The sequence below is a fragment of the Alkalicoccobacillus plakortidis genome (assembly GCF_023703085.1).
In the GTDB taxonomy this organism is placed as follows: Bacteria; Bacillota; Bacilli; order Bacillales; family Bacillaceae_D; genus Alkalicoccobacillus; species Alkalicoccobacillus plakortidis.
The window spans coordinates 217816-243523 of the sequence record NZ_JAMQJY010000003.1; the positions used below are offsets into that span (position 1 = coordinate 217816).

General features: G+C 39.8%; 28 protein-coding genes and 2 pseudogenes. 4 read left to right on the forward strand and 26 right to left on the reverse strand.

Going from position 1 to position 25708, the window contains the following annotated elements; all coding sequences use genetic code 11:
• The first annotated feature begins 207 nt into the window (after positions 1 to 207).
• Positions 208 to 1149 carry an aldo/keto reductase gene (locus NDM98_RS18505; RefSeq protein ID WP_285804079.1) on the forward strand — a complete coding sequence of 314 codons (942 nt, stop codon included), beginning with the start codon at positions 208 to 210 and terminating at the stop codon, positions 1147 to 1149.
• 54 nt (positions 1150 to 1203) lie between these two features.
• Here the strand turns inward: NDM98_RS18505 and NDM98_RS18510 are convergent, their stop codons facing one another.
• Positions 1204 to 1575, reverse strand: a complete 372-nt coding sequence (locus NDM98_RS18510; protein ID WP_251610793.1) for a DMT family transporter — start codon at positions 1573 to 1575, stop codon at positions 1204 to 1206.
• A gap of 9 nt (positions 1576 to 1584) precedes the next feature.
• Positions 1585 to 1683 (reverse strand): hypothetical protein, encoded by a 99-nt coding sequence (locus NDM98_RS24745; protein WP_373370430.1) that lies wholly within the window; start codon positions 1681 to 1683, stop codon positions 1585 to 1587.
• On the opposite strand from NDM98_RS24745, the gene NDM98_RS18515 reads away from it, so the two are divergent.
• The gene (locus NDM98_RS18515; protein WP_251610795.1) at positions 1637 to 2050 is read left to right on the forward strand and encodes a MerR family transcriptional regulator; all 414 of its coding nucleotides are present in this window, start codon (positions 1637 to 1639) and stop codon (positions 2048 to 2050) included. The two genes, NDM98_RS24745 and NDM98_RS18515, sit on opposite strands and share 47 nt — an antisense overlap.
• A 29-nt stretch (positions 2051 to 2079) precedes the next feature.
• Positions 2080 to 2343 (forward strand): hypothetical protein, encoded by a 264-nt coding sequence (locus NDM98_RS18520; protein WP_251610797.1) that lies wholly within the window; start codon positions 2080 to 2082, stop codon positions 2341 to 2343.
• 57 nt (positions 2344 to 2400) lie between these two features.
• On the opposite strand, the gene NDM98_RS18525 is transcribed toward NDM98_RS18520, so the two are convergent.
• The 24 genes and pseudogenes from NDM98_RS18525 to NDM98_RS18635 all read right to left on the reverse strand — a co-directional run bounded on the left by NDM98_RS18525 (position 2401) and on the right by NDM98_RS18635 (position 25258).
• Positions 2401 to 2967 (reverse strand): TetR/AcrR family transcriptional regulator, encoded by a 567-nt coding sequence (locus tag NDM98_RS18525; RefSeq protein WP_251610799.1) that lies wholly within the window; start codon positions 2965 to 2967, stop codon positions 2401 to 2403.
• Between the two features lie 2 nt (positions 2968 to 2969).
• Positions 2970 to 3674, reverse strand: a complete 705-nt coding sequence (locus NDM98_RS18530; RefSeq protein WP_251610801.1) for an MBL fold metallo-hydrolase — start codon at positions 3672 to 3674, stop codon at positions 2970 to 2972.
• A gap of 92 nt (positions 3675 to 3766) precedes the next feature.
• A complete protein-coding gene (locus NDM98_RS18535) occupies positions 3767 to 4375 on the reverse strand; it encodes a TetR/AcrR family transcriptional regulator (RefSeq protein ID WP_251610803.1) in 609 nt (202 codons plus the stop codon).
• The gene (locus tag NDM98_RS18540; protein ID WP_251610805.1) at positions 4335 to 5615 is read right to left on the reverse strand and encodes an MFS transporter; all 1281 of its coding nucleotides are present in this window, start codon (positions 5613 to 5615) and stop codon (positions 4335 to 4337) included. The genes NDM98_RS18535 and NDM98_RS18540 overlap by 41 nt, the downstream gene beginning before the upstream one ends.
• A gap of 123 nt (positions 5616 to 5738) precedes the next feature.
• Positions 5739 to 6224 (reverse strand): MepB family protein, encoded by a 486-nt coding sequence (locus NDM98_RS18545; protein ID WP_251610806.1) that lies wholly within the window; start codon positions 6222 to 6224, stop codon positions 5739 to 5741.
• Positions 6225 to 6358: 134 nt separating this feature from the next.
• Complete coding sequence (locus NDM98_RS18550; protein ID WP_251610808.1) at positions 6359 to 7210, reverse strand: aldo/keto reductase; 852 nt, start codon at positions 7208 to 7210, stop codon at positions 6359 to 6361.
• A gap of 60 nt (positions 7211 to 7270) precedes the next feature.
• Positions 7271 to 8809, reverse strand: coding sequence for a sensor histidine kinase (locus NDM98_RS24290; RefSeq protein WP_251610810.1), 1539 nt, complete (start codon positions 8807 to 8809; stop codon positions 7271 to 7273).
• Positions 8806 to 9514: pseudogene (locus NDM98_RS18560) on the reverse strand (response regulator transcription factor). The gene NDM98_RS24290 and the pseudogene NDM98_RS18560 overlap by 4 nt, the downstream one beginning before the upstream one ends.
• Positions 9515 to 9932: 418 nt before the next feature.
• Positions 9933 to 11186, reverse strand: a complete 1254-nt coding sequence (codA, locus tag NDM98_RS18565) for a cytosine deaminase (RefSeq protein WP_251610813.1) — start codon at positions 11184 to 11186, stop codon at positions 9933 to 9935.
• A gap of 5 nt (positions 11187 to 11191) precedes the next feature.
• Complete coding sequence (gene codB, locus NDM98_RS18570) at positions 11192 to 12100, reverse strand: cytosine permease (protein ID WP_373370425.1); 909 nt, start codon at positions 12098 to 12100, stop codon at positions 11192 to 11194.
• Entirely contained in the window at positions 12060 to 12449 is a 390-nt protein-coding gene (locus NDM98_RS24750) for a cytosine permease (RefSeq protein WP_373370426.1), read from the reverse strand. The genes codB and NDM98_RS24750 overlap by 41 nt, the downstream gene beginning before the upstream one ends.
• Positions 12450 to 12675: 226 nt before the next feature.
• A complete protein-coding gene (locus NDM98_RS18575; RefSeq protein ID WP_251610815.1) occupies positions 12676 to 13635 on the reverse strand; it encodes a carbohydrate kinase family protein in 960 nt (319 codons plus the stop codon).
• Between the two features lie 68 nt (positions 13636 to 13703).
• Complete coding sequence (locus tag NDM98_RS18580) at positions 13704 to 14168, reverse strand: Gfo/Idh/MocA family oxidoreductase (RefSeq protein WP_251610816.1); 465 nt, start codon at positions 14166 to 14168, stop codon at positions 13704 to 13706.
• The gene (locus tag NDM98_RS18585; RefSeq protein ID WP_251610818.1) at positions 14129 to 14692 is read right to left on the reverse strand and encodes a Gfo/Idh/MocA family protein; all 564 of its coding nucleotides are present in this window, start codon (positions 14690 to 14692) and stop codon (positions 14129 to 14131) included. The genes NDM98_RS18580 and NDM98_RS18585 overlap by 40 nt, the downstream gene beginning before the upstream one ends.
• A gap of 52 nt (positions 14693 to 14744) precedes the next feature.
• A complete protein-coding gene (locus NDM98_RS18590) occupies positions 14745 to 15326 on the reverse strand; it encodes a GNAT family N-acetyltransferase (protein ID WP_251610819.1) in 582 nt (193 codons plus the stop codon).
• A 94-nt stretch (positions 15327 to 15420) separates the two neighbouring features.
• Positions 15421 to 16062: a YesL family protein gene (locus NDM98_RS18595; RefSeq protein ID WP_251610820.1), complete on the reverse strand. Its 642-nt coding sequence runs from the start codon at positions 16060 to 16062 to the stop codon at positions 15421 to 15423.
• A 15-nt stretch (positions 16063 to 16077) separates the two neighbouring features.
• Complete coding sequence (locus NDM98_RS18600; RefSeq protein ID WP_251610821.1) at positions 16078 to 17862, reverse strand: hypothetical protein; 1785 nt, start codon at positions 17860 to 17862, stop codon at positions 16078 to 16080.
• Positions 17828 to 18424 (reverse strand): hypothetical protein, encoded by a 597-nt coding sequence (locus NDM98_RS18605; RefSeq protein ID WP_251610823.1) that lies wholly within the window; start codon positions 18422 to 18424, stop codon positions 17828 to 17830. The genes NDM98_RS18600 and NDM98_RS18605 overlap by 35 nt, the downstream gene beginning before the upstream one ends.
• A 26-nt stretch (positions 18425 to 18450) precedes the next feature.
• On the reverse strand, positions 18451 to 20754 hold the full coding sequence (locus tag NDM98_RS18610; RefSeq protein ID WP_251610825.1) for an AraC family transcriptional regulator: 2304 nt from the start codon (positions 20752 to 20754) through the stop codon (positions 18451 to 18453).
• Between the two features lie 115 nt (positions 20755 to 20869).
• Positions 20870 to 21745 carry a carbohydrate ABC transporter permease gene (locus tag NDM98_RS18615; RefSeq protein ID WP_251610827.1) on the reverse strand — a complete coding sequence of 292 codons (876 nt, stop codon included), beginning with the start codon at positions 21743 to 21745 and terminating at the stop codon, positions 20870 to 20872.
• Positions 21746 to 21763: 18 nt separating this feature from the next.
• Positions 21764 to 22724: pseudogene (locus tag NDM98_RS18620) on the reverse strand (ABC transporter permease).
• A gap of 82 nt (positions 22725 to 22806) precedes the next feature.
• Positions 22807 to 24324: an extracellular solute-binding protein gene (locus NDM98_RS18625; RefSeq protein WP_251610828.1), complete on the reverse strand. Its 1518-nt coding sequence runs from the start codon at positions 24322 to 24324 to the stop codon at positions 22807 to 22809.
• 207 nt (positions 24325 to 24531) lie between these two features.
• Positions 24532 to 24795, reverse strand: coding sequence for a DUF3006 domain-containing protein (locus NDM98_RS18630; RefSeq protein WP_251610829.1), 264 nt, complete (start codon positions 24793 to 24795; stop codon positions 24532 to 24534).
• A 16-nt stretch (positions 24796 to 24811) separates the two neighbouring features.
• Entirely contained in the window at positions 24812 to 25258 is a 447-nt protein-coding gene (locus NDM98_RS18635) for a DUF4385 domain-containing protein (protein WP_251610831.1), read from the reverse strand.
• Positions 25259 to 25382: 124 nt separating this feature from the next.
• On the opposite strand from NDM98_RS18635, the gene NDM98_RS18640 reads away from it, so the two are divergent.
• On the forward strand, positions 25383 to 25577 hold the full coding sequence (locus tag NDM98_RS18640; protein WP_251610833.1) for a hypothetical protein: 195 nt from the start codon (positions 25383 to 25385) through the stop codon (positions 25575 to 25577).
• Positions 25578 to 25708 lie beyond the last annotated feature (131 nt).

Genomic DNA, 25708 nt, shown 5'->3' on the forward strand with positions numbered 1-25708 from the left:
TTATTTTTGTTTGTTGGCAGCCTACTCGTCAAAATAATGGTTAGTAGCATAATGGTATAAAACAAAAAGGGTACACCAACGTTAAAAAACTGAACCATCAGATCATCTCCACTTTTTCTCTTAGGATTCACAGATTTCAATAAGCATATTCGTAGTTGATGTGTACAACCTTTGCTATGATTAGAGAACTCCAAACATGAAAGGATGATGACAGTGTCTACAAAAGTGGAACTTGGAAAATCTGGTTTATTTGTGAATCCAATTGGACTCGGAACAAACGCTGTAGGGGGTCACAATTTATTTAACAATCTAAGTGAAGAAACAGGCAGGGAGCTTGTTAGAACTGGTCTCTCTGAAGGCATTAATTTCCTAGATACAGCCTTTATTTATGGCCCTGAGAATTCTGAGGTATTAGTAGGTGAAGTCGTTAAAGAAGCTGGAAATCGTAAGGAACTTGTTATTGCCACTAAGGCCGCACACCGCTTTGAAGGTGAAGAAGTCAAAATTGATAACTCGCCAGACTTTCTGAAGCAATCGGTAGATGATGCACTGCGTCGCCTACAAACCGATTATATTGATTTATTTTATATTCACTTCCCTGATGAACAAACACCAAAGGATGAAGCTGTTGGCGCATTAAAAGAACTAAAAGACGCCGGAAAGATTCGCTCAATTGGTGTATCGAACTTCTCACTCGACCAATTAAAAGAAGCCAATAAAGATGGCTATGTAGATGTTCTACAAGGGGAGTACAACCTACTCACAAGAGACGCAGAGACAGACGTACTGCCATACATTGTAGAAAATAAGCTTTCCTTCATCCCATACTTCCCACTTGCCGCAGGGTTACTCGGAGGCAAGTACACAAAAGACACGAAGTTTGATGATTTACGAGCAAACCATCCTTTATTTAAAGGCGACGCTTTTGAACGGAATCTTGAAAAAGTAGAATCGCTAAAGGAAATTGCAAGAAGCAAAGGCTTGGAAACAGCACACGTTACCCTTGCCTGGTATCTTCAACAAGACGGTATTGATGCGCTTATTCCAGGTGCTAAACGACCTGACCAAGTGTCCAATAACCTAAAAACACTTGATGTCACACTCACACCAGACGAGTGGAAGGCAATTGATGAGATTTTTAAAGGATAACGAAAGTAAACCAGGAGACTTTTCTCCTGGTTTTATATTTATTGTTCAACCTACTTAACTTGATGTACTTTTCACCTGCTCATTTTCCTCTTCTGATTTTGTTAAGAAGTTAAGACAAACGACCCCACCAATAACCAGAATAACTCCTAACAATTTAACCGGACTCACAGGTTCATTAAAGACAACGATACTTATGACATAGATTAATGCAGTACCAATTCCTACCCAAATAGCATAGGCTACAGATAATGGTATATAGTTTAGCGCTTGAGCTAAGCTATACATCGCAATGACTATCGCTATAACTGCAATGATTGAAAAAGAGAGTTCACTGAATCCATTCGATAACTTAATATTAGTTGTTGAGATCACTTCAAACACTATAGCTGAAGTTAGAAAAATGGATCCTTTTAATTTGTTGTTCATTTTTATCACCTAATTCAGATTTATAATCAATACACCAAGCAGAATCACACTAAGGGCTGAAATGATTTTTACGTTCACATGCTCTTTAAATAAAAAGAAACCAACCATCGCAGTTAAAATCATTCCAATACCGCTAAAAGATATCAAAGCGTATATTTCAAACAGGTCTCCTGAAGAATTTATTGGTCTTCTTCAAGAGCAAGAGAACTACCTCAACATGAAAATTAAGCAACTTCAGATGATGAAAAAAATAATATCAGACATGAAAAAAAACACTAAACACGCTATAAAAGTTGATACCTCTGAAATTAAGGTAGAGTACCAAAAGGAAGAGCCCATTCTGATAACAAAAGCCCATCCTTCTATTGAAGACAATGTCATTTATCATTCCATAATAGAACATAATAATGTATTAAATGAGCTGAATATGAATACATACCTAACTGCTGTTGGATGTTCGACTCCCAAAAAATAAAGAACGAAGATCCTTTTTACTATGATTATTTGTACAGTAGAGTTGACAACAAAAAGACTGCAAGTAATTACATTAAAAAAGAAGGCCATTATCTAATTGGATATCATACAACTGGTTATTCTAGAATTAAGGACACCTATGAGAGGTTACTATGCTACGCAACGAAGCATGGCATGGAGATAACAGGATATTATTATGAAGATATCTTATTAGATGAATTAACTGTCGAAGGATATGAACGATACCTTATCAAGGTGTCAATTAGAATAATAGATGAGCATGAGGCTAGCTAAAAGCGAAAAAAAGAAACTCCAAATGAGAGTTTCTTTTTTTCGCTTAGTTCATTTAAATTATTTTACTTCCTTTATCCCCTGTAGAAAGGTCTGGATCATGATTTCCAGCGTGTCCTGTAAATCATATGGCAGACCAAACCCGTTTGCTGCGTCTAATGTCACAAATCCATGTAGCATACTACGTAGCATCCGAACCAAATGTATGGCTCGCTCTTCTTGTAAACCGTAATCATCAAAGACATCTAACACAACCTGAACTACTTGACCCTGCACTTCTCTGAGCGCATCATTTTCTTCGCTAGCAGAACGGGAGATCGCTTCATAAAGTCCTGAATGTGTCTTGGCAAACTCAACGTATGCATAGCTAAATCCCCTAACTGCATCGTCTTGTTTAAAGTCTACCGTTGCGTCACGAAGTTTTTCATACAGGGTTTGACAGACGTGTATAGCCAGTAGATCATGTAATTCGTCTAACCCTCGAACATGATTATATAGGGATGGGGGTTTAATGTTTAATTTCTTAGCCACAGCGCCAATTGATAACTGCTGTAATCCTTCTTGATCTACAATTTCCGTTGCTGAATAGACAATTTCTGAAATGGTTAGTCCCCTTCTTGGTGTCATGTTCAGTTCCTTCTTTCTGCTTGTTCAATCGCCTGTGTTATTAAACGAGTTGGCGTACCTAACATTTTCCCATGTCCAGCGGCAAGTACTGAGGGATTAATGGCTTTAATCTTTTTTGCGCTTCGAATCGATTCTTCTTTGTTCCACGTGGCCATAGCTGGAGCCGGGAACAACCATTTTAGTGTACCTGACACAGCGACCCCACCTCGAACTTGAAAGGCATCCCCAACAATCATTGTGTTTGTTCGTGTGTCGATAAGGCTGATCGAACCAGGAGTATGTCCTGGTGTTGTCACCACTCGTAATGAGCCAATCATGTCTCCATCACCTAGTAAACGATCTGGTCTGGTTTGTATCGATTTTGGAACTCCACCACGAATTGGAGTCTTCGGCTCGCCTTCTAACAAGCTTTTATCCCCTTTAAGTAAGAGTGCATCTCTTTTAGAAACATTAACTTTTACATCCTGTAGTCTTTCTTTAAGAGCATCAAGAGAACCGATATGGTCACTATGAGCATGGGTTAATACGATCTGTTTGATTGGTTTACCAATGTCCTTAGCAGCCTTTAAAATCTTTTTATAGCTAGAGGGGATAGCCGCATCAATAAGTGTTAGACTATCTGATTCTTCTATAAGGTAACAATTTACCGGAAAGATAGTTGGCATAAAAGCCAGTTGGTAAACATGATCTATTTTCGTCACTTTCATTACATTCACTCCTTCTCCTAAATAAACTAATCGCATTAGTTTTATAATAACTAATTCGATTAGTTTATGCAATCTTTTTTAGGTGAGAAGTTTTATTTAACATTCAATGTAGCTCTAAGGTAGATCTTTAACCCTTCAACCAATCCTTTTACATCTGCCATTTCTCTATCTAGGTTCCTGTGAAGAACAATGCCATCCGCCAAAATGATAAAATATGAAGCAATTGCCTCTGGTTTCTGAACTGGATTAAATTCTCCGTCTGCTATCCCTTTTTCAATGACATCAATGTAAAAACCTTTTATTGTTTCTAATCGTTTTTTCATGTAATCAACTCGACCTGTGTTTAATCCACGTAATCCAGCTACAAAGTACTCATAAATTGTCAAACCAATTGGATCTAATGTGACATGATCATGCGCATCTGCCACCGCTTCTAATACAGCCCAGCTCGTTGTATATTTCTCATATAACCGATCCTTCTGTCCGGTAAATTCAGCTTCTCCTTTATCCAAGATAGCCCTCATCATGTCCTCTGTATTTGAAAAATACTGATAGACGCCACCTCTGCTCATACCGGACTGCTCGACTACATCATGCATCGTTGTAAGTTCAAATCCCTTTTTAATGAAAATAGTTCTAGCTGCTTCTATGATTTCGTTTCTACGCTTTTCCTTGTGCTCCTGTGACACTTTCGGTGACATGGATATGCCTTCTTTCTACCATGAATTTTACAGGGATTGTGGCCAGGCCAAGTACGATCAATAAGGACCCTGATAATATAAATGCTACCACAACTCCGAATAATTCTGATAGTAAACCTCCACTTAAAATACCAATTAACATACCTAGTGTACTCATACTATTAATAAAGCCAAACACTCTGCCTGTTTTATCAACTGGTGTTTGTTTCTGGGCAACAATATTGGTTGGAATAACAGCTGTTCCAATGGAAAATCCCATTATGAAAAATATGATTGGGTACACCACTGTAAGGATTCCTGTAGGTAGGTCTCTAATCAAAGCGGTTGTAATTAGAATCACTCCCATCACAATGGTTGCCACTATGATGACTTGTAAGGTAGAGCGAATTTCTTTTTTTGTATAAATTGCGCTCGCCAGAAACATCCCCGCACCTGCTGCAGCCATACCATACCCTATGATTTTAGTCGGTTCCACAAAAATATCTCGCAGCAAAATGATGATTTGTGTATCGGCAATTTGTAGGGCCATCGTCAGAATCGTTACAAGAAGAACACTAATGAACACTACAGGTATCGTACGAAGGAAAACCAAGCCTTCCTTCAAATCTGTTTTCATCCCCATAAACCAACCTATTTTTTTCGATTCGATCTTTCTGTGCACTGCTTTTGCTTTTGGAACACCTAACAACAGAAGCGTGGATAACGCGATGACCATTGCATTTGTAATAAAGGAGCCCTGAACGCCAATGACAGCTACCAGTAAGCCACTTAAAAAAGGGCCAATGATTTTAGAAGCATTGTCGATCATACCACTGATGCCCATAGCTGTTTGAATATTGTCCATCCCAACAATTTCTTTAACCTTCCCACTTTTCGCTGGTCCAAAAAGCGTTTCAAAAAAACCACGGATAAATAAAAGCAGATACACTTGCCAAAGAGCTGTTGAAAAAGCAATGCCTAAAACAAGCGCAATACAAACAAGATTCGAGATAATCATTATGTACTTCCGTTCAAATCGATCAGCAAAAACACCTGCAATTGGAGCTAGAAAAACCATCGGTGCAACAAACATCAGCATGACACCAGACATCTCCAGTGGTGACGCATTCCACTTTATGGCCACAAGCCCCATCAAAGCAAGCATATCGAGCCAACTCCCTAGTGAAGATAATGTCTGTGCAGCAATTAAATTGAGGTACCCCTTTTGTTGAAATAGCTTTTTAGACACCGTTTGATCCATTTTTCTGCCTCCCTAAACAAAATGACAACCTTGTCGCTATTATAAACGACAGGGTTGTCATTTTACAAGATTTTCTTTAATTTAAAGGAGACACTATCTTTGATGCCTTTACAAAAACTGTACTTATTCAAAGTACAGTTTCTTTACTTTTTCGATGTCTAAGCCATCTGATAGATCAACAAAATAGTTCAATTGCCACGATTGAGTCTTAGTAGCATTTGTATTCAAATCAGTTATCCAGCTAGGGTACACTCTAAGTGCCATCTTCCCTTTTTGCTCAGGACTTTTTACAATTCCATATTGAAGGAGCACATCTTTAGGGAAGATAAATTGCCCTCTCTTCTCTTGATCTAAAACTATTATCATTACTTTTTCAGGTGTTTGTTCATAACTATAAGCTTGATTGACTCCATTGGTATCTTTCTCCCAAAACGCAACAAAATACCCTTTCTTTTTAGGAGTTAACTTAGCAAGCCTACTTCTATAAAAGTGATTAGATATGTTTAATAGTAAGCCTTCATACTCACTATTTTGTTCCTCTCGCTCTATATTAATGTTCTCTAGTCCAAACTCTTTCATAAGAATCCTGATTAATTTTTCGGATTTCAATGTGATTCATCTCCTTATGTCTCGTCCTTCTATCCAGACTTCACTTTACCATGTATGTAACACCTTGTTATTGCTTATGTTCATAGAATATAAAAAGCTCAACTCCCACCAAAATGAGAGTTGAGCCAGTCACATTAAATAATATCAAGCGGTTGTTTGGTTTTAGGTGGTTGAAAAGCAGCGTCAAGCTGTTTTAAGGTTTCCACACTTAGTTCAATTGACATTGCCTCCGCATTTTGACGAACATGCTGTGCTTGTACGGCTTTTGGAATAGAAAGTACGTCACCTGATCGCACGGTCCATGCAAGAGCAATCTGCAGTGGTGTTACACCATAATCTGTTGCAACTTCCTTAATTACACTATTCTCAAGCAATCGTTCACGCTCTCTACCTCCGTGAGCAATAGGACTGTAAGCCATAATCGGAAGCTGTTTCTGCTTCTGCCATGGCATCAAATCAAATTCAATGCCTCGCGTTCCTAAATGATAGAGGACCTGATTCGCTTGGGCGTTCTCTCCATCCGGCAGAGCCCAGAGCTCCTCCATATCAGCTGTATCAAAATTAGAGATACCCCACCGTTTGATTTTGCCGTCCTTCTTTAGTTTTTCCATTCCTTCAACTGTTTCAGAAAGTGGCACACCACCTCGCCAATGAAGCAGATAAAGATCGATAGCGTCTGTCTCTAACCGTTTTAAGCTATTTTCACACGACTTGATGATCGACGGGAATCCTGCATTATGTGGATAGACCTTAGAAACAAGAAACGCTTCATCTCTTCGCCCTTTTATCGCTTCTCCCACAAGTTGTTCCGACAAGCCCTCACCGTACATTTCTGCGGTATCTATAACCTTAAGGCCAAGATCTAGGCCTAGCTGCAGAGCGCGAATTTCGTCCTGCTTTTTGCTGATGTTTTCTCCCATCAACCAAGTACCTTGTCCTATACTTGGGAGCTCAGTACCGTCTTTTAATTTAACATGCTTACTCACAAAGCATTCCTGCTTTTCTAACTAGTATTCCCTTTCTAGTTTATAAGGAAAACCCCTATCTTAGCTAGACAGGGGGTACTTTGTATCTTTTATACGAACTGTAACCTTAAATAAATCACCATCAATATCAAGCTTCAGTGCACCTCCATGTAACTCTGCGATGGATTGTGCAATGGCTAGACCTAAACCAGATCCTTCTGTATGTCGAGCTTCATCCGCTCGCTTAAACCGCTCAAACAACTCATCTGGGTTTTCACTTAATTCGTAGCGTGAGATGTTTTTAATCACTACAGTAATCTGGTTCTCTTGTCTGCTCGCTGCTAAATAGACACGCGTACCTGGTTGTGAGTACTTGGCTACATTTAAAAGTAAGTTATCAAGCATCCTCCAGCACTTTTGACCATCTACATGAACTAGCATTTCTTCTTCTGGCAAACTCAGACGTAGGTCCAACTGTTCACTATCAAAAGCTTCCTGGTGCTCCACAATTGCTTGCTGAATCAACTGTTTTAGCTCAATATCCGTTTTTTTGAGTTCAATTTGACCACTTGCCATTTTTGATACATCAAACAAATCATCAATCAGTGTTTTTAATCGTTCCGATTTTCTCGCTAACACATCTACATACGATTGGCGTTCATCTGATGGAAGATCAGGATTTTTAAGCAAATCTGTGTACGTAATAATTGAGGTTAAAGGTGTTCTCAGATCGTGGCTGACATTTGTAATTAGCTCTGTTTTCATCCGCTCACTTTTTGCCCGTTCTGTGACAGAATGAGAAATTCCTTCACGTAACTTATTGATGTGCGTTGCGTGCGTCGCGATAAATGAATGCCCTTTTACCAGAACCGGCATAGCTACCTTTCCTTTTGTTAGATTCTCCGTTTGTTTGATCACTCGATTTAAGTAGCCGAGTTTGAGGAAAAATATGAGTAAGGTGGGGATGCCGATGAATAGGACACATGCAATAAATATTACAATTGTACTACCACCCAACATTAGAGAAAATGCAGTTCCAAACCCCCATACAAAAATTATGATAATCATGAGTAACAATTTTAGCACCAATGGTACGTTACTGAATGCATCACGAAGTATCTGATACGCTCTACTTATTACACTATTTTTTAAAGCCTTTATTAAATAAGAGCTATCCTCAATTTCAAGATATAGCCACACAATTTGATGGAGTGCGAGCCAGATCAAAACAAAGTAGAATGAAGCGCCTATAAAAAAGCTCAAATCAATATACCGAATAAACCGATAGGACTCAAACCCTGTTACTAAAAAGAAATAAATGATAAATAACCCTGTTATAAATAACAATACAAATCGCACATCGAGTGGAATCGCAGCATATTGCGCTCTCATTGAACTTTCCTGAAACCACGATAGTTTAAACTTAAAAAACTTAAACAATATGATCCCGGCAATGACACCAACACTGATAATTAACGGAATCGCTATCTGTCTAAATACATCAAGTGTACTGATAAGATTAGCGATGTTTCCAATATTATTCAGGAAGGTATTTAAACCAACTAACATGATACCAAACAACAGACTCCAACTCATCGTTTCTCCAAAATGCTTTCTCACGACCTGCCAGCCTCCTTTTCAATCAAATATCCTACACCCCATACAACCTTGATATAACGAGGTTTTTTTGGATCCACTTCAATCTTTTCTCTAATTTTGCGAATGTGCACAGCCACAATATTTTCTGAGTTGTAAGCTTGGTTCATTCCACACTCGCTCATAGATTTCATGAATAGAGAAGACCCGGCCAAGATTCAGCATCAGAAGCTCCGTTATTCGATATTCAATCGGTGTTAGCTTGACTGTCACTCCATCTAGCTGCACACATTTTGCCTCTTGATCGAGGACAAGCCCATCCACCTGAATCACTGACTCTCTTTTTTCATAAGTACCTAGCTGTGTATATCTCCTCATCTGAGACTTTACTCGAGCCATTAATTCCATCGGATGAAAAGGCTTAGTAATGTAATCATCAGCGCCAATCGAGAGTCCGTGGATTTTATCCGTCTCTTCAGACTTTGCACTTAGCATAATAATTGGGATGTTACGCTCCTGCCGTATCTTAAATGTCGCCTCAATACCATCCATCTCAGGCATCATAATATCCAAAATTATTAAATGAACCTCATTCTGTTCAAGTAGGTGAATGGCGCTTCTTCCATTCTCCGCATGAAGTACACTGTATCCATCATTCTTTAAATAAATATCAATCCCATCCCGAATGTCTTTATCATCATCTACCACCATCACTGTATACGTCGCCATTCCCCACACCTCAATCTAACTTTTTCTATTATTTACATTGTAACCCTCAGATCTAAAGTTTCCACTAGTGAAAAACTGAAGAAATTCTTAAGAATGGAAGAAAGCGGGTTTGGCAGGATTTTTAGCATAGGGGGACTGCAGTTTTTGAGGTGATTCGATAGTGCTCATGATTTTTGAGCACTTATGGTTTTTTTTGAGCACCGTGCATGGATTTCCGCGCATTTTTAAAATTTTCGCGCACTGACCCTTGGTTTCCGCGCATCACGGCTACGTTTTCGCGCATTTTTAGGATTTTCGCGCACCAATGCTTGATTTCCGCGCATTTTCTAGATTACCGCGCATCTCCTCTCCTTTCCCGCGCATTTTCAAGGTTCCCGGCACCACAAAAAAAGCCCCCAAAAAGGAGGCCTCCTAATTCCTATATATTGAATTCTACTACCTTATTGCCTACTACTCGTTCCGCTGGTTTTGTTTTGGCGATGATTTTGCCTGCACGTACTGAGTAGAGAACGGGTGCTTGCTTGCGGATCATTGTGAATTCATCCGGTGCGCCAACAATGATTAGGTTTGCTGGTTTGCCTTCTTCAATACCATATTGGTCTGAGATGTTCAGGACTTTTGCGCTGTTTGTGGTGATGAAGTCAATGGATTGCTTAATTTGATCGTAGCCCATGAGATGTGTCACGTGAAGTCCCATATGTAGCACTTGTAGCATATTGCCCGTGCCAAGTGGATACCATGGATCAAAAATATCATCGTGTCCAAAGGAGACCGTTAATCCTGCTTCTTGTAGTTCCTTTACTCGAGTAATGCCGCGGCGTTTTGGATAGCTGTCAAAGCGACCTTGCAAATGTGTATTAACTAGTGGATTTGCAACAAAGTTTAGGTCTGCCATTTTAAATACACGCATTAGCTTAGCTACATATGCATTGTTATAGGAATGCATGGCGGTTGTATGCGAGGCTGTTACTCTCGACCCCATTCCTGTTTGGTAGGCTCTTGCAGCCACAACTTCTATAAAACGCGATTGCTCATCATCTATTTCATCACAGTGAAAATCCAACAATTTATTATATTTCTCAGCTAATTCAAACGATATATCAATGGACTCTACGCCCATTTCTCTTGTCATTTCAAAATGAGGAATGCCTCCTACTACATCGGCTCCAAGCTGAATGGCCTCTTCTAGCAACTCTTTTCCTTTAGGATAAGAGAGAATGCCTTCTTGTGGAAATGCTACAAGTTGCAGATCAACTAGGTGCTTCATTTCTTCTTTTACCTCAAGCAAGGCTTTAAAGGCGGTTAGTGTTTCATCCGTTGTATCTACATGAGTTCGGACATATTGAATGCCTTGTGCGACTTGCCAGGTTAACGCCTTTTTGGCACGCTCCTTTACGTCGGCATGAGTCAGCTTTTCTTTTCGTTCTGTCCATCGTTGAATCCCTTCAAATAACGTGCCAGATTGATTCCAGCTTGGATCTCCTGCTGTCATCGTTGAATCTAGGTGAATGTGAGGCTCGATAAAAGGAGGGAGAACCATTTGGCCGTTTGCATCAAGGATCTCCTCACCTGCCTGCTCAATTACCCGATCAATTTTACTAATTTGTTTTTCGTTTATTAAGATGTCCCAATGTCCGTCTCTATCTCGTAATACTGCATTTTTTATAATCATCTACGCTACCCCGCTTTTTTAATAATTGATTGTTTATCTTTATCCATTACCTTGTCTAAAACAATATAGCCTACTGCTGCTCCCAAAAGTGAATTGAGTGGGGGAATACCTGGTATAAATAGAGCACATAGCACTCCGATCGCCCACGCTGTAATGGCTTGAATTCGTACAGTAGAGAATGTTCTGTCTTGTGAAACCTCGTAACGTCCTTTACTTCGAACAAAATAATCAACAATCAGAATGGCCCCAATTGGCGGAAGGGTCATATTCAAAAATGTAAGCCAGCTCATGAAATTGTTGTAAAGCCACATGGCAAGCAGTGTTCCTATGACACCGTTTATGATAACTAGTATATTTTTTGGTAGTTTTGTAATATTAGAAAATCCAAGTCCAGATGCATATAAGGAGTTATCATTTGTAGTCCAGATATTTAAACCTAAAATGATAAGGGCAGGAATAATTAACCCCTGAGTAAACATGACTTCTGAGATATCAGCCTCTCCAGTAGATATCGCTCCAATTGCTCCGAATAAAAACATTAATGAGTTCCCTAAGAAAAAGGCGATTAAGGTTGTTGAGACAGCTATCTTTTTTGTTTTGGCAAACCTCGCAAAATCAGGTGTCAGTGTTCCTCCACTAATAAAGGATCCTAAACAAACCGAAATAGCGGCTGCAATCCCAAGCGTCTCAACCGGCTGATACGCCAATAGCTCATCAAATCCACCCAACGACCCCACTGCTCGAGTACTTGATACACTTCCAAGGATCGCAATGGCAGGAACTGCAACAAAGCTTAGAGCCGTCAACGCCTTAATTCCAAAATAAGCGGTTGCTGTCATAAGAAGTCCTGCGACGATAATAATAAGCCAAATATTAAGCCCTGTAACCTTTTGGAAAGGCAATGCGAACATCATCACTCCAACCCCAAACCAAGCCAATCTGAGTGATACTTAATAAAAAAGAAGGAAGATAAGAGCCTTGCTTACCAAACGAATAACGTGTCAATAAATGCGTGGATAAGCCGGTCTTAGATGCTATATACGAGAGAACACCTGTATACGCGCCTAATACCAGGTTTCCAATCAAAACAGTCACAATAAATTGAGTGAATGTGAGCCCTTGACCAAGCGTTCCTCCTGCAAGCATACTCGCTGAGAAAAAAGTGAAACCAACCATCAGCATAAACATTTTCCAGAAACCCCTTCTGTGGGATTCTGTCACAGCCTCCAGTGCAAAATCATGATCTACTGATTTCTTAACCATCTTTCTTCCTCCATTCATTTTTATCAAAAAAAGCCCGGGAAGAATCAATGGATTCTTCACCGGACTTTTCCTCCCAGTTTAAGCATCAGGGATGCCGCCTCCCCGGACCTGGCTTTAGCTAAATGAATAACTAAACGGAACCCTGGGAAGCTACTTATTTGAATGAAGGAAGCATAGCACAAAAAATTCGTCAGAAAACGACATTCGTCAAATTATCTGACACCTTTTATCCTCGCTCCTCTAAAATCGCTTCCACTTCTTCCTTAGTTGGCAGTGCAGTCATCGCACCTTTTGTTGATGCTGCTAGTGAGCCTGATACAGCGGCAAATGCACCAATTCGCTGCAAGGTTTCTGGAGTTAGAGAATCTAGCGGATCATCCAGATCATGAAGATGCGCAAGAACGCCAGATACAAAGGCATCTCCTGCACCTGTTGTATCAACTGCTTCTACTTTGTAGGTTGGAACATTCACTTTATGTGTATTGGTATAAAATGAGCTACCGTGTTCACCTTTTGTGATGATTAACAGAGGAATTTGGTAGTCTTTGAGCTTTAATACAGCGGCTGTTTCATCGGTTTCATTTGTTAAAAATTCTAGTTCTTCCTCAGAAAGTTTCACAATATCACTTGTTAGCAGTAAGGCTTTGATTTGCTCGAGTGCTGATAGTTCATCTGGCCAAATCGATAGACGTAAATTTGGGTCAAAGGATACGAGCATACCATTCTCTTGTGCCAGATGAATGGCTTTGTGTGTTGCTGCACGGCTCGTTTTTTGAATCGTGGAGATTGATCCAATATGTAGTATTTTTGCCTGTTGAAACAGATTTTCAGCAAGGTCATCTGTAGACAGAAGCTGATCTGCACTGTGGTCAATTAAAAATTCAAAACTGCGCTCTCCATTTTCAGCGAGTTCAACAAAAACGAGAGGCGTTTTAGCTAAAGCTGTTTGCGTTAGCCCTTGAATATTGACGCCGTATTCCACTAATGTTTTTCGCAAAAAATGACCGATTAAATCTGTACCAACAGCTCCGATAAAATAACTATCTATGCCCAGGCGACTTAAGCCTACTGCAACATTTGCAGGCGCACCACCGGGACTTTTTTGGTACTCTGTATTTTCGGCATTTAACGGGATCATATCAACTAGGACTTCTCCTAAAGAAATAATCCCCTGCTTCTTTTGCATATGCATGGCCCCCTAGCTTCAAAATTTCTATTCTTTTACTATAGCATGTATAAAGCTAGAATAAGAGTTTAGAGGTGTACACGCTCTCCAGTTTTAGAGGATTCAATGGCCGCCCAGGTTAGTTGAAGGCTTTTAATATTATCTTCAATCGATGTAGGCGGAACTGTATCTTCTTTAATTGCTTGGATAAATGAATCTAGTGAAATCATACGATCAGAGGTTGGCGTTTTGATAAGCGGGATCTCTTCAGGGATATCCTGCTCTCCTTGATACAAAAGGACTTGATCATCAATTAATTCAATTGCGCCTCTTTCACCAACTAAACGAATGTCTCCATTCCAGGTTGTTTTTTTGCCTTTACCAGCCCATCTTCCACGGTAATGTACATGCACACCTTTACTAAATGTCATTGCAGCATCAGCATGCGGATTCCCTTTAAACCAACTCCATGATGGCCTAAAGCTAGTTGCCTGAATGGTTACTGCTTCATCATTTAATAAATAGCGGAGAATATCAAAGTGATGGATAGCCATATCCTGAAGAAGGATTTCCTCATACTGATCTCTCCACCACCAAAGTGTGTCGCTTTATTAAAATAGTAATCGGCATATTCAATTGGACCGATGCTACTAGCTGCAATCAACTGTTTGATGGTTTGAATTTGAGGATTCCAGCGATAATTTTGACTGACCATCACTTTTTGTGAATACTCTCTTGAAAAGGCTAGAAGGTCATTTGCTTCTTCAGCTGTATCCGTTAACGGTTTTTCCATCATTACGTGTAATCCAGCTTTTAAAGCTTGTTTGGCAAGCGCTATATGTGTTGCAGGAGGTGTAACAATCAAAACAAAATCAGCTTGTACCTTCTCAAGCGCTTTCTCAAAAGAAATAAACAACTGCTCCGGCCCCAGATTGGTCATTTCCTGCGCCTTTTGTAGACTTTCTTCCTGCTGATCTACTATGGCAACAAGCTCCATATTTTGATTCGCTTGTAGTAGCTCTACCCACGATAACCCGAAACCTCCCAATCCAATTTGTATGGCTTTTAGCTTCGACATACGCTTGTCCCCTCTCATACTATGTAAAGCCCTATCCAATCAAGCGATAGAGCTACTTATTTGAATATCGGTCTTGATTTAATTTCACATACAAACAAGTATCGCGATAGCTCCGTCCGTCAGTTGATATGCTGTTTTGTTTTAAAACAGCCTCAAGTTCATAACCCAATTTTTCTGGAATTGCACGGCTTTGTTTATTATCAGGGTCACAATGAATCTCAAGTCGGTGAACACCTAATTCTTGAAAAGCAAAACCTGTAATACCAGCAACTGCCTCTGTCATATATCCTTTTCCACTATGTCGCGTATCCATCCAATAGCCGATTTCCATACGCGGTACAGACCAATTAATATTGTGAAGCCCTGAAGATCCTACAAATACTCCGGTTTGTTTATCAAATAAATGCAGACGCAAATCTTTCTTCCGCATATATTGTTCATGCGCGTAACGGACTCCATTCTCTGTTTGCTCAAGTGTGGTCTGATAATGAGCCCAATGAATCCATGGCAGCATTTCCTTTAGTGAAGCCTGTTGGGCCTCAAACACAGCCTTTCCATCCCCAGGCATCGGTAGCCTGATAAAAAGTCTCTCGGTCACAAACGATTGTGGAACATTTGGCAGCATCGAAAGCATCTTCACACCCCGTTTCACATCTATACAACAAGTATAAGTGAGCCGGGCAGGTCCTATACTACTTAGGGAAAAAAGAAGTGTGTAGAAGCATCAATTAGGTACTAGCAGCAACCATTCTCGCTTGTTTGTCTTCTAATCGAGCAAAGGTTCTAAGCACAATCCACATCTGAATGAACCCAAATAAGCTGATGCCAAATAAGAAAATCAGAAGAGGGAATAAAAAGAGAACATGATACACAGTTAAGATAGCTGCTACAAGATAGAGCGTACGCAGCGGCATATATAAGCCAATAAAAAAGGATTGCTTTATTGACTCTAGAAGTTTCATCTCAAAATGGACCGTAGCTGGATAGACATATAATACGGTTAGAATAAGCAGTGCTGCAATGATAAATAACGCATACTTTATGAGGATCGTCAGCCAGGCAGGCTCTATGATAAAATACGTGATATTTATATATACTATCATGACAACAAGCATCAATGTAAGCGTTAACTTATTACCGCGGACTATATATGTTTTATACTGACGCCAAAAGTTCCGCCAAACGGGTACATCTGATTCTTTTCTCATCCAACGTCTTAAGACATCGTACATCGCAAGCGTGCTCGGACCAAATCCAAATAAGACCAACCCTACTAAGGTTCCTATCATCCAAAGCACGTTTAACTTAACAAGAAACATAAAGAATTCTCCTATGGCATAAATCCCACCTGTTAAACTATTCGATTGCATAGCGATGCTCCCCACTTATTCATTTGTTAGTACAACTGGCCCAACTAAACCAGATCGTGTAGACAACCCATCCATTTCATTTGCTTTACTGTTTGTAATTTCAAGAACAACGGTATTTACACCTTCTACTAAAACCCCTTCTGGTATCTCAATCCGGTAAGGAGCCCAAAGCTTATTTCCAATATAGACGTCATTGATCCAAAGCTCCGCAAGTTCAAATACTTCCCCGGCATCAAGCAGTTTCAGCGTTTCACTGTCCTCTTTGCTTAGGAGTACATCCGATTCATAACGAATGGTTCCAGAAAAATGAGTCCACTTTCCTCCCCACGTTACCCACGACGATAAAGTTGCTTGGCTGATGTCTTTTCCCGAATATTGCATGTTCCATTCTGTAACTGGTTTACGTACTTGTTCAACTTGTCTAGAGGGTACATTGCTTGCAACAACATGTGACTCTGACGGCACAAGGATTAAGCTCTCTCTTCTATCCATATGCAGTCGAAATGCGGCATCGTCGAAAGAACCAACAGTGGAGACGTCACCTGACCAAGCATTCCATACCTGAAGCGATTGTGCATTTGCCAGCATACATATACCCGAATAAGCTGTTTCTCCTTCATTCACGATGAAATAAAATGACTGTCCTTGTTTCTTTACATGTGTCACTCTAATATCAGCGTTTGCCGGGTTTAGCTCAATTGTTTTTTCCAGTTGATCAACTACTTGATCTTGAATGACACTGCCACCTTGCTGCTTAAATTGTTCTAAAAGAGACATTGTTTCTTCTTTTACCTGTAGCTCTTTATCTACTAAAATGGTTGTGTAGGTTTGTTCGCAAATAGATAGAGCTCCACTTTTCATCAATGCCTGGTCCAACAGATCCTCTTCCAAGTAATTGAACTCGATCTGTTGCTGGTACAAAGGTTTAACAGAACGCGTTGGCAACACACTCTCCGTGCATATGACAGCAAGCTCTGTCTGATTAACCGCATCTGTCATCAGCCAGCTTAGGCGTTTCATATAGGTTGAAAACTGATTATAAAAGGGCCACCAGCTATTATGCATTCCCACATCAGGCGGACGTTCATGACTTCTTTCTTTACCTGAGATCGAATAATAAAACGCATGTGGGCAAAAGAGATTCACCCCTCTGACGGCCAGCCAGTCGATATACCATTTCATATCATCAGCTGTTAAGGTCCAATCTCCATCCTTGCTGCATACGCCTAAAAATTCATTTAGATTACGCCTACGTCCATAATGTCTAGCTGCATCTGCACCACATTTAGCCGCTGTTGAATGAGGTCCCTCTAATGCTTTGTTATCCTCTGGACCTACCCAACGCCAGACTACATCCTGGCCTGGAATATGAAAATGTTTCAGCAAGCCAATATCAGTGCTTGCAGCCGGGTGCCCCGTCAAAGCCAAGCTGTTACTCTCGCACCACTTGGCCAGCTGCAAGTAATAGACAGTAGATAATCTGTGATTTACCGCGTTCTCATAGGTGTGTCGAATCCGTTCTGTTTGCTCCCCTGCATCCAACCAGAAAGCAGCAAGCTCATTCTCACTTCCCCCATGCTGCAAATAATCTTGAAGAAAGTTCTCTGTCCACGGTCTGAGCTCCTCTGACGCATTTCGCCCGAGGATATCCGGTTCATCTGTAAAAAAAGCCGTTATCGTTGTGCCCATCCATTTTCCTACGTGCTGTTTATATATTTCATGCGTATGTTGAATAAATGACTGTACAGCGAGAGGATTTAACAAATCAGCTGATGCTTGGTGCCCCTGCTTCTCCATCATCCTCTCCAGCATGTACACCTCGAATTGTTCCTTTTGAGGGTTTCTCGATAAATGCAAAAATAGTGCGATCACGGAAACGACCATCATCTAAGTCTTCAAGACTAAGTATCTCCATTTCATTTAAGGGAATCACATGACCCTGCGTCTTGACTGCTTGAAGGGAAACAAGCCTTTCATCTGACTGTAAATCAAGAGATGCACCTGGATCTAATTGGACCATCTGAAGACCCCTACTTGCAAAAGCAGGCTGATCCCTGACCACTCGGCCATGAGCAGAACCTGATGGATACATCGCTTCGTCATATAACATCACAGTCATATGAAGACAGCTCGCTTCAGACACGGCCGTTTTAACATACGACATAAATTCTTCAGATAAGTACTCAATATCGGTTGGCAGGCCTAATCGCGGATGTATGACAAAACCTTCAACACCCTTTTGATAAAACGCATGAATTTGTCTTTTTATTTCTGTATGTGTGAGTCTATCATTCCAAAACCAAAAGGGAACGGGTGTGTACTCAATAGAAGGGTTAAGGAATTGCTCTCTTAAGCTTTGCAAAATCGTTCCTCCACTCGTAGGTGATTTTAACCATGTTTTTTTCGATATTCACTCGGAGACAGACACGCATTTTTCTTAAAAATCCGATTGAAATAGCTATGGCGATATCCTACCTGTTCAGCTACTTCATGTATTTTCATTGTTGTGCCACTTAAAAGTTGTTTTGACTTATCTATTCGTAATTCTGTTAAATAATCTATAAACTTTACACCCGTCATTTTTTTGAAGCTCCGACTTAACGTATGAGCATTTGTTCCAAACATCTCTGCACAATGATCTAGTGAAATATCATTCATATATGAATTCTTAAGATAGTTAATCACTGATTCTACCAGGCGTTTTGCTTCTAGATTCACTCGTTCCTTTAAGTGCGCCAGATACGGATCGATGACCTCAACCTCCATCCAATTCAACATTCTCACTGGTTCTTTAATCAGACTAAGCTCTGCATAGAGATTTCGATTCGCATACACGTCATCTAACTGGATATCCGACAGTAACATCTCATCCTGGATTCTGCTGAACAACTGTAGCATCCCCATTTGAATGTTCTCCCACGTCTTGGCACTAGCCACCAACTGATTAAGAAAAAGCTCTAGATGATTATGAACTTGAAGGTTCTCCCCATTTCGAATAGCCTGAATGACTTCACGTTCAACTTCAAATGGATACATGCCATGGCTGCGGTTGCCTCTTTGTTGCACCTCTTCTAAAAACAAAACTTGATTTTGGTTCTTAAAACGACGTTGATATTTTCCTTGTCTCGTTTCTTCAAAAAGGGCATGAATTCGCTTAACGTGAGAAGTCCCTTCACTCACAGTAATAATTAATTGCATGTGTAATAAACGATTAATAATAGCGGTCACTTCTTGAACAAATTCTTTGATAAAAGCAGAATCCTCTTCCTCTTCAATTAAAAATAGACTAACTGACAGATCATAATTATCTAAAACACTGTACTGTTGAAAATACTTTTCACACAGCTCTTCGACAACATTCTGAATCGAAAATGTGATTAAACTATCGTCACTCGTAATCAGGCTCTGATTTGATTTTCCGGTACCACTTGCTTGAATATCAATCACTCTGAATGTTCGATTTGTAACCTTCCATCCGTAGTTTTCCATTCTATTTGTCAACTGCTGCTCATTCTGCTGATAAAGATAACCTTGACTCATTTGAATTAAAAAGCTTTTTTGCAGCTGTGGTGTTTCTGATTTTAATCGGACCTTTAAACGCTGACGTTCTTGATAAAGTTGTGTGAAACCTTCCTCAATGAGACTAAACTCCCCTTTTGTTTTTTCAGCCTCAACTTCTTGGTACTCCTCTTGTACTTTTTCAATTAATTGTTCTACTGGTCGATAGATTTTCTTGGAACCAAACCACGTTAATACAAGTGCAATTCCGAGTCCTGATACTGATATAGCCACAATACTCTTTGAAACTAGTTCAATTGGCGCTGTAATCGCCGATAAGGGAGTGGCAGACACATATGTCCAGCTATCATTCACTCGTTCAAGCACCCCATAAGATACCGAATAGCTGTCACCTTGATAAACATATTCAAATGACCCCTCTTGATTTTCAAACTGAATCACTTCATTTTTTAAAGCGCTTACAAAATAATTCTGCTCTAAAGAGACCGTTGGCAGAATGATCTGCTTCTGACCATTTATCAAAAAGGTCGTCCCATGATCGTACGGTTTTAAGGTTTGTAAAAGCTGTCCAAACTTCTCTTGATCCAATGCGACATTTAATGATCCAAAGGGCACTTGGCTAGAACCAGGTATCGCATGGCTTAGTATCATGCTCTCTCCGTCTGCACCCGTATGATTATCGAGTTGTTCCCACCCGAGTGAATAACCACGGCTGAGAGATGGTTGGTATAACGAATAATCAACAGCCTTCACTTCGCTATAATATGGACTAAAGAGCAATGGCTGATTGTCTTTATTTAAATAGAGCTCTACTTTTTTTATTAGAGGATGACTTGCTTGGAGTACAGTAAGCATCTGCATCATATCTCGCGTTTCCGTTACATCTCGTAAAAAATTACGATCAATTAATTCTGGTCCAAACCGCTTCTCAAACGCCCAATAAGATAGAGACATTTCTAAATAATCTAGTTGATCATTTATAATTTCAGCTTTTTCTGCTATTTGATTATTATGTCTCTCTCTTAATTCATCCTTTACCTCATTGACTCCAAACCACTGAATACCTACTCCAGAGATGACACCTGGAATAAAAGCGATAAAGAGGATTAACAAAAAGTTTTTGCGAAAGTATTCACGACTCCAGCCCGTTTGTACTCTTTTGATTAGTCCCAACTCTATTCCCACCTCTCTAGCTACAGCTTAAAGAATCAGATAATTCTATACTATAGCAAGAGAGATTAAGAAAGAAGTCTTTTTTCACTATTTTTCCAATTTAATTGGTATTCATTTAGCCTTTTACAGATCCAATCAATATTCCTTTAGCAAAATGCTTTTGAAGGAATGGGTAGAAGAGCAGAATCGGAAGTGTCGCAACAACGATTACTGCTAGCTTTAACGTTTCTGCTGGTGGCTCTGCAAAAGCAGTATCCACTTCACCACCGAGCCTGGTTTCAGCAACATTCATAATTTGCTGCAATAAAAGCTGGACCGGCCACTTGCTACTGTCACTGATATAGAGTAATGCTTGAAAGAAGTCGTTCCAATAAAACACAGCGTAAAATAATGTAAAGGTTGCTATCACAGGCTTTGAAAGAGGTAAAATAATCCTCCAAAAGATTCCGATCTCGGAGCAACCATCAATTTTAGCGGACTCTTCAAGCTCGTTAGGCAGCATTTGAAAGAAGTTTTTCACAATAATTAAATAGAATGGATTGATAGCCAGTGGTAGTATTAGCGCCCACAAAGAGTCAAGCAATCCAAGTGACCTCACAACCATATAAGTTGGTACCATACCTCCACTAAAAACCATCGTGAAAATAATCATATTTAACAATAGGTTTCTGCCAATTAGCCCTTTCCTAGAAAGAGGATATGCCATTGTCATTGTCAGAAACAAACTAACAATCGTACCGCCAATTGTCACGAGTACAGACACACCTATACTGCGAACGAATGTAGTAGTTGAGAAGACATATTCATATGCATTTAATGAAAAGGTATTCGGCCAGATAAAAAATGATCGTTCCACTACTTCCGATTCCGTTGCAAATGAACCGGCTATAATATAAACAAACGGCAAAAACGTGACTAAAGCAATAACTAACAAGATGATGTGATTAAACACATCGAATACTCGTCCAGCTGGTGTATTATGAATCTTCACCTGTTGTTCCTCCCCTTTCTAGAAAATACCGCCCTGGCCAAATCGTTTAGCTAAATGATTGGCACCAAAAATCAAAATGATTCCAACTACCGCTTTAAACAACCCAACTGCGGTGCTATAACTAAAGGCTCCTTGAGTAATCCCCATAAAGTACACATACGTATCAAATACATCAGCTACATCTCGGTTTAGAGAATTTGTCATCAAATAGATTTGCTTGGAAACCTTGATCAAGGAAGTTTCCTAGCCTTAGAATTAAGAGAATGACAATCGTACTACGAAGTGCAGGAAGGGTTACATGCCACATCCGTCTAAATCTGCCTGCCCCATCAACAATGGCTGCCTCATACTGCTCCTGGCTAACTCCCGCTAGTGCAGCAAGAAAAATAACAGTTCCCCATCCGCTTTCTTTCCAGATAATCTGAGCAATAATCATTGGTCGGAACCAGTCAGGTGAAGAAAAAATGAGATCTGACTTCCAGTAAACCGTTCAACCAGTTCATTCACAATACCGCCACTTGTTGTTAGAAACACATACGAGATACTCGCAATGATAACCCATGACATAAAGTGAGGGACATAAACAAGTGTTTGAATGGTCCTTTTGTATAAGGAAAGCCTAATTTCATTAAGCATTAATGCTAATAAAATGGGTGCAGGAAAAAAGAAAATCAAATCATAAACGGCGAGCAGCAATGTATTTCTCAGTAACCTGACAAAGTCTGGATCACTAAAAAATCGCTTGGAAATGTTCAATTCCTACCCATTCACTGCCCCAAAACCCTAAAAACGGAGAATAGTTTTGAAAGGCCAATAATACGCCCCACATTGGTAGAATTTTAAAAACAAGAAAATAAAGTACACCAGGTAATACAAGCACGTACATCCACTTATCACGTAATATTTTTTGAAACTTTGACTGCTTAGGTCTAGTATTTAAAATGCTTTCTATAGCTGATTCACTTTTTTGACTTTCCATTGATCCACCTCCATTAATCCACGTTATAGAAATAGGAAAGAGCACAGACCGGCTTTACGAAGCTGTGCCCTTAGATGAACTGTTATTCCTTACTTGACTGAGCTTCAGCATAGAGCTCATTTATTTCTTTTACGTAATCTCCTCCTCCAGAACTCATCCATGTATCAATTGCCTCATCAAAACCTGCATCGTCTAGCTCACCGATAATATACTTAATCCGTGCATCTCCGATGATATTATCGAGCTGCTGACCTCGTTGTGCGTAGATTTTAGACACAAGCGGATAAGCAGGGTCTGGCTGAACAATTGCTTCATTCTCATCCATGACTTGTTGCGAACGAGCTTGTAAAGCTGTTTCCTCTGGCTTATGGAACTTTTCTTCAGGAAGGTACATTTGCATTTGGTTTAACGATTGAAATTCTTGTTTCAAACTTTCATCCTCAAGTGTAAGGTCCGTAAATACACCGTTGTCTAATTCATAGTGACGACCTTCAATTCCATTCATAGCAAGGATTTGACCTTCTTCCGAATTCAGATCATTTAGGAACGAAAGCACTTCTTTTAACTCTTCTTCTGTCTTCACAGAAGTGGTTGAGATTGAGAACACACTATGATATCCAGTCGTTGGTTTTGTAACCAAACCGTGGTCACCACTAACCGCACCAAATACATCAAGCACGTCATCTAATTCAGGATCTTTTTCCACCATTCCTTTTTGAATCCGTCCTGATGTATCTGCCACATCAACAATGATTCCAACTTCTCCGTTTATCATTGGATTGGTCCATTGCGTAGGATCCATAATAGCAAAATCCTCATTAATTAGTCCTTCATCATAAATCTGATTAAACCAAACAAGCGCTTCACGGTACTCATCCGTTGTAAAATCAGGAATTAATTCTCCATTATCATCAAAGCCCCATTTATTAGGTGCACCAAACCACATTTGCATGATATTCCAAGGTTCTTCATGCTCGGAAATTGCCATTCCGTACGTATCATCTTCTCCATTACCGTCCGGATCATCTTCGGTAAACGCTTTCAAAATTGCGTGAAAGTCTTCAATTGTCTCTGGCATTTCCATACCAACATTCTCAAGCCAATCTTTCCTAATAACTGCGGCGTTTCTACCTAATGGTCTGGCTCTCGGAATTCCGTAGACCCGACCGTCTATGGATACATTTTCTTTAACAATGTCATTTATCTGTAGGTTTTCATAATCACCCAAATAATCTGTAAGATCCCAAAAAGCTCCGTCTCTCACAGCACTGATATAGCTTGGACTTTTATCACCAAGCATGACATGCGGAAGGTTACCAGAAGCTAGGGTCACGTTAAAACGATCACCATATGTGGTAGAAGGAATAAATAATAGGTTGATCTTTTTACCTGTTAACTCCTCTAGTTCTTTGACAACAGGGCTATCATTTTGTGTAGGATCTGGCTCATAACTCATCGTCATGACGTCAATTGAATCAAGTGATGAGCCTGATTCTCCATCACTACCTGAACTCCCCTCTTCACTACATCCAACAAGGAGCAACATTCCTGCACTTAATAAGGACAAGCCTACTTTGGTTTTAGCATTCTTTATCTTCATATCCCAAACTTCCCCCTCTCATATTCGCAGCCTCTTTCCCCTCTGCCCTTTAAATATAATTTCCAATAACCTTACAGACAATAGCTATTTTTCGCTCTTACAAACCCTAGTATAACAGTACTTTCAGCTTATCCTTATACTTTATTACACATTAATACTTTTTTGACCAACGACAAAAAAGCCTCCTGTAAGTGGAACAGAAAGCCTTTATTTAGAGCGTCTTTTCATCTTTTTCATCTCTCGAAGCTTATCCATTTTGCTTTGAATGCGATTAGACGCTTCCAGTGTCGCCTCCTCATCCAAAGTAGCAGAAGAAATAACTCCATCTTCTAAAACAATAAGCAAATGGCTACCTTCCTTAACCTCATTTGGAAGTATGTTGCGACTTACGTTATACTCCTTTTCACTTTGGCCAACCAGCAATACAGCAAGATCTTGATCCTCAAAGCGATCGATCACGGCCTTCTCCAAATCCGCACCTCTTTCCTTATCCGAATTTTTTTTGATGTGCTTTTTTCTTTTCTAAGTATTCTTCATCCTCACGAACCAGAATCCACTTTTCTTGAAAGATTTCTGCAGACCGTGCTTTTGTTTCATCAATATCTCGTTCATTTATGTCGCCATCTTTGTTGTATTTTTTGCCTCCTGGATAATTCGCATAACGACGAGCACGTGTATAACCCATCTGCAAAAATTTACGAGCCATATCCATTCCAACAAAATCATCCTGCTTTTTGTATGTACAAAACTGCTCATATATTGTATCTGCTGATTCCTTTGCAATATCCGGAGTCTTAAAACGCCAATTAGGTAAAATCTCTGCCTTATATGGCTCAACCATCAAGACTCCTTGTTCACCTCGACCAACTTTATATTTGTGAGGCTCTTTACGAAAATCCGTATTTTCAAAATCAATCGTATCATAATAACCCATCTTCCTCACCTCTATTAGTAAAGTACCCCACTCAGTAAACATCCACACTTCATTTGTAGAACTGGCAAACAAGCGTATGTTGTTTTATAGTATGAGAAGAAACATAAACAAAGAGGTGACCACCATGAATATGACTGTACTCCGATCGATTCGTATTGCAATGAACGTAGTTCTTCTTGTTCTAGCTATCTTACATATAACAGGTATTATTAATATTTCTCCAACCCTGCTTATTACACTTGCAGCGATTGTGCTAGTTAGCATCTTTTTAACAAGATGGAAAGAAAGCAAGGATCAACAAGAAAATCAGAATAAGTAGGATGTGAGCCGGATTAAGCAGATGCTTGATTCGGTTTTTTAGTGGTTACTTTTTTCGAACACATCCACCCCAAGCTCTTCTAATTCTGTTATAGCCTTCCTAACAGGTAGTTTACCTAGTCGAAATTCCGT

Excerpts from the sequence above, each read along its gene's own strand:
- NDM98_RS18505 (WP_285804079.1), top strand. The coding sequence starts at position 208 with ATGACAGTGTCTACAAAAGTGGAACTTGGAAAATCTGGTTTATTTGTG.
- NDM98_RS18510 (WP_251610793.1), bottom strand. The coding sequence starts at position 1,575 with ATGAACAACAAATTAAAAGGATCCATTTTTCTAACTTCAGCTATAGTG.
- NDM98_RS18515 (WP_251610795.1), top strand. The coding sequence starts at position 1,637 with ATGATTTTTACGTTCACATGCTCTTTAAATAAAAAGAAACCAACCATC.
- NDM98_RS24745 (WP_373370430.1), bottom strand. The coding sequence starts at position 1,683 with ATGGTTGGTTTCTTTTTATTTAAAGAGCATGTGAACGTAAAAATCATT.
- NDM98_RS18525 (WP_251610799.1), bottom strand. The coding sequence starts at position 2,967 with ATGACACCAAGAAGGGGACTAACCATTTCAGAAATTGTCTATTCAGCA.
- NDM98_RS18530 (WP_251610801.1), bottom strand. The coding sequence starts at position 3,674 with ATGAAAGTGACGAAAATAGATCATGTTTACCAACTGGCTTTTATGCCA.
- NDM98_RS18535 (WP_251610803.1), bottom strand. The coding sequence starts at position 4,375 with ATGTCACCGAAAGTGTCACAGGAGCACAAGGAAAAGCGTAGAAACGAA.
- NDM98_RS18540 (WP_251610805.1), bottom strand. The coding sequence starts at position 5,615 with ATGGATCAAACGGTGTCTAAAAAGCTATTTCAACAAAAGGGGTACCTC.
- codA (WP_251610813.1), bottom strand. The coding sequence starts at position 11,186 with ATGATTATAAAAAATGCAGTATTACGAGATAGAGACGGACATTGGGAC.
- codB (WP_373370425.1), bottom strand. The coding sequence starts at position 12,100 with ATGATGTTCGCATTGCCTTTCCAAAAGGTTACAGGGCTTAATATTTGG.
- NDM98_RS24750 (WP_373370426.1), bottom strand. The coding sequence starts at position 12,449 with ATGGTTAAGAAATCAGTAGATCATGATTTTGCACTGGAGGCTGTGACA.
- NDM98_RS18575 (WP_251610815.1), bottom strand. The coding sequence starts at position 13,635 with ATGCAAAAGAAGCAGGGGATTATTTCTTTAGGAGAAGTCCTAGTTGAT.
- NDM98_RS18580 (WP_251610816.1), bottom strand. The coding sequence starts at position 14,168 with ATGGCTATCCATCACTTTGATATTCTCCGCTATTTATTAAATGATGAA.
- NDM98_RS18585 (WP_251610818.1), bottom strand. The coding sequence starts at position 14,692 with ATGTCGAAGCTAAAAGCCATACAAATTGGATTGGGAGGTTTCGGGTTA.
- NDM98_RS18590 (WP_251610819.1), bottom strand. The coding sequence starts at position 15,326 with ATGCTTTCGATGCTGCCAAATGTTCCACAATCGTTTGTGACCGAGAGA.
- NDM98_RS18595 (WP_251610820.1), bottom strand. The coding sequence starts at position 16,062 with ATGCAATCGAATAGTTTAACAGGTGGGATTTATGCCATAGGAGAATTC.
- NDM98_RS18600 (WP_251610821.1), bottom strand. The coding sequence starts at position 17,862 with ATGATGGAGAAGCAGGGGCACCAAGCATCAGCTGATTTGTTAAATCCT.
- NDM98_RS18625 (WP_251610828.1), bottom strand. The coding sequence starts at position 24,324 with ATGAAGATAAAGAATGCTAAAACCAAAGTAGGCTTGTCCTTATTAAGT.
- NDM98_RS18635 (WP_251610831.1), bottom strand. The coding sequence starts at position 25,258 with ATGGGTTATTATGATACGATTGATTTTGAAAATACGGATTTTCGTAAA.
- NDM98_RS18640 (WP_251610833.1), top strand. The coding sequence starts at position 25,383 with ATGAATATGACTGTACTCCGATCGATTCGTATTGCAATGAACGTAGTT.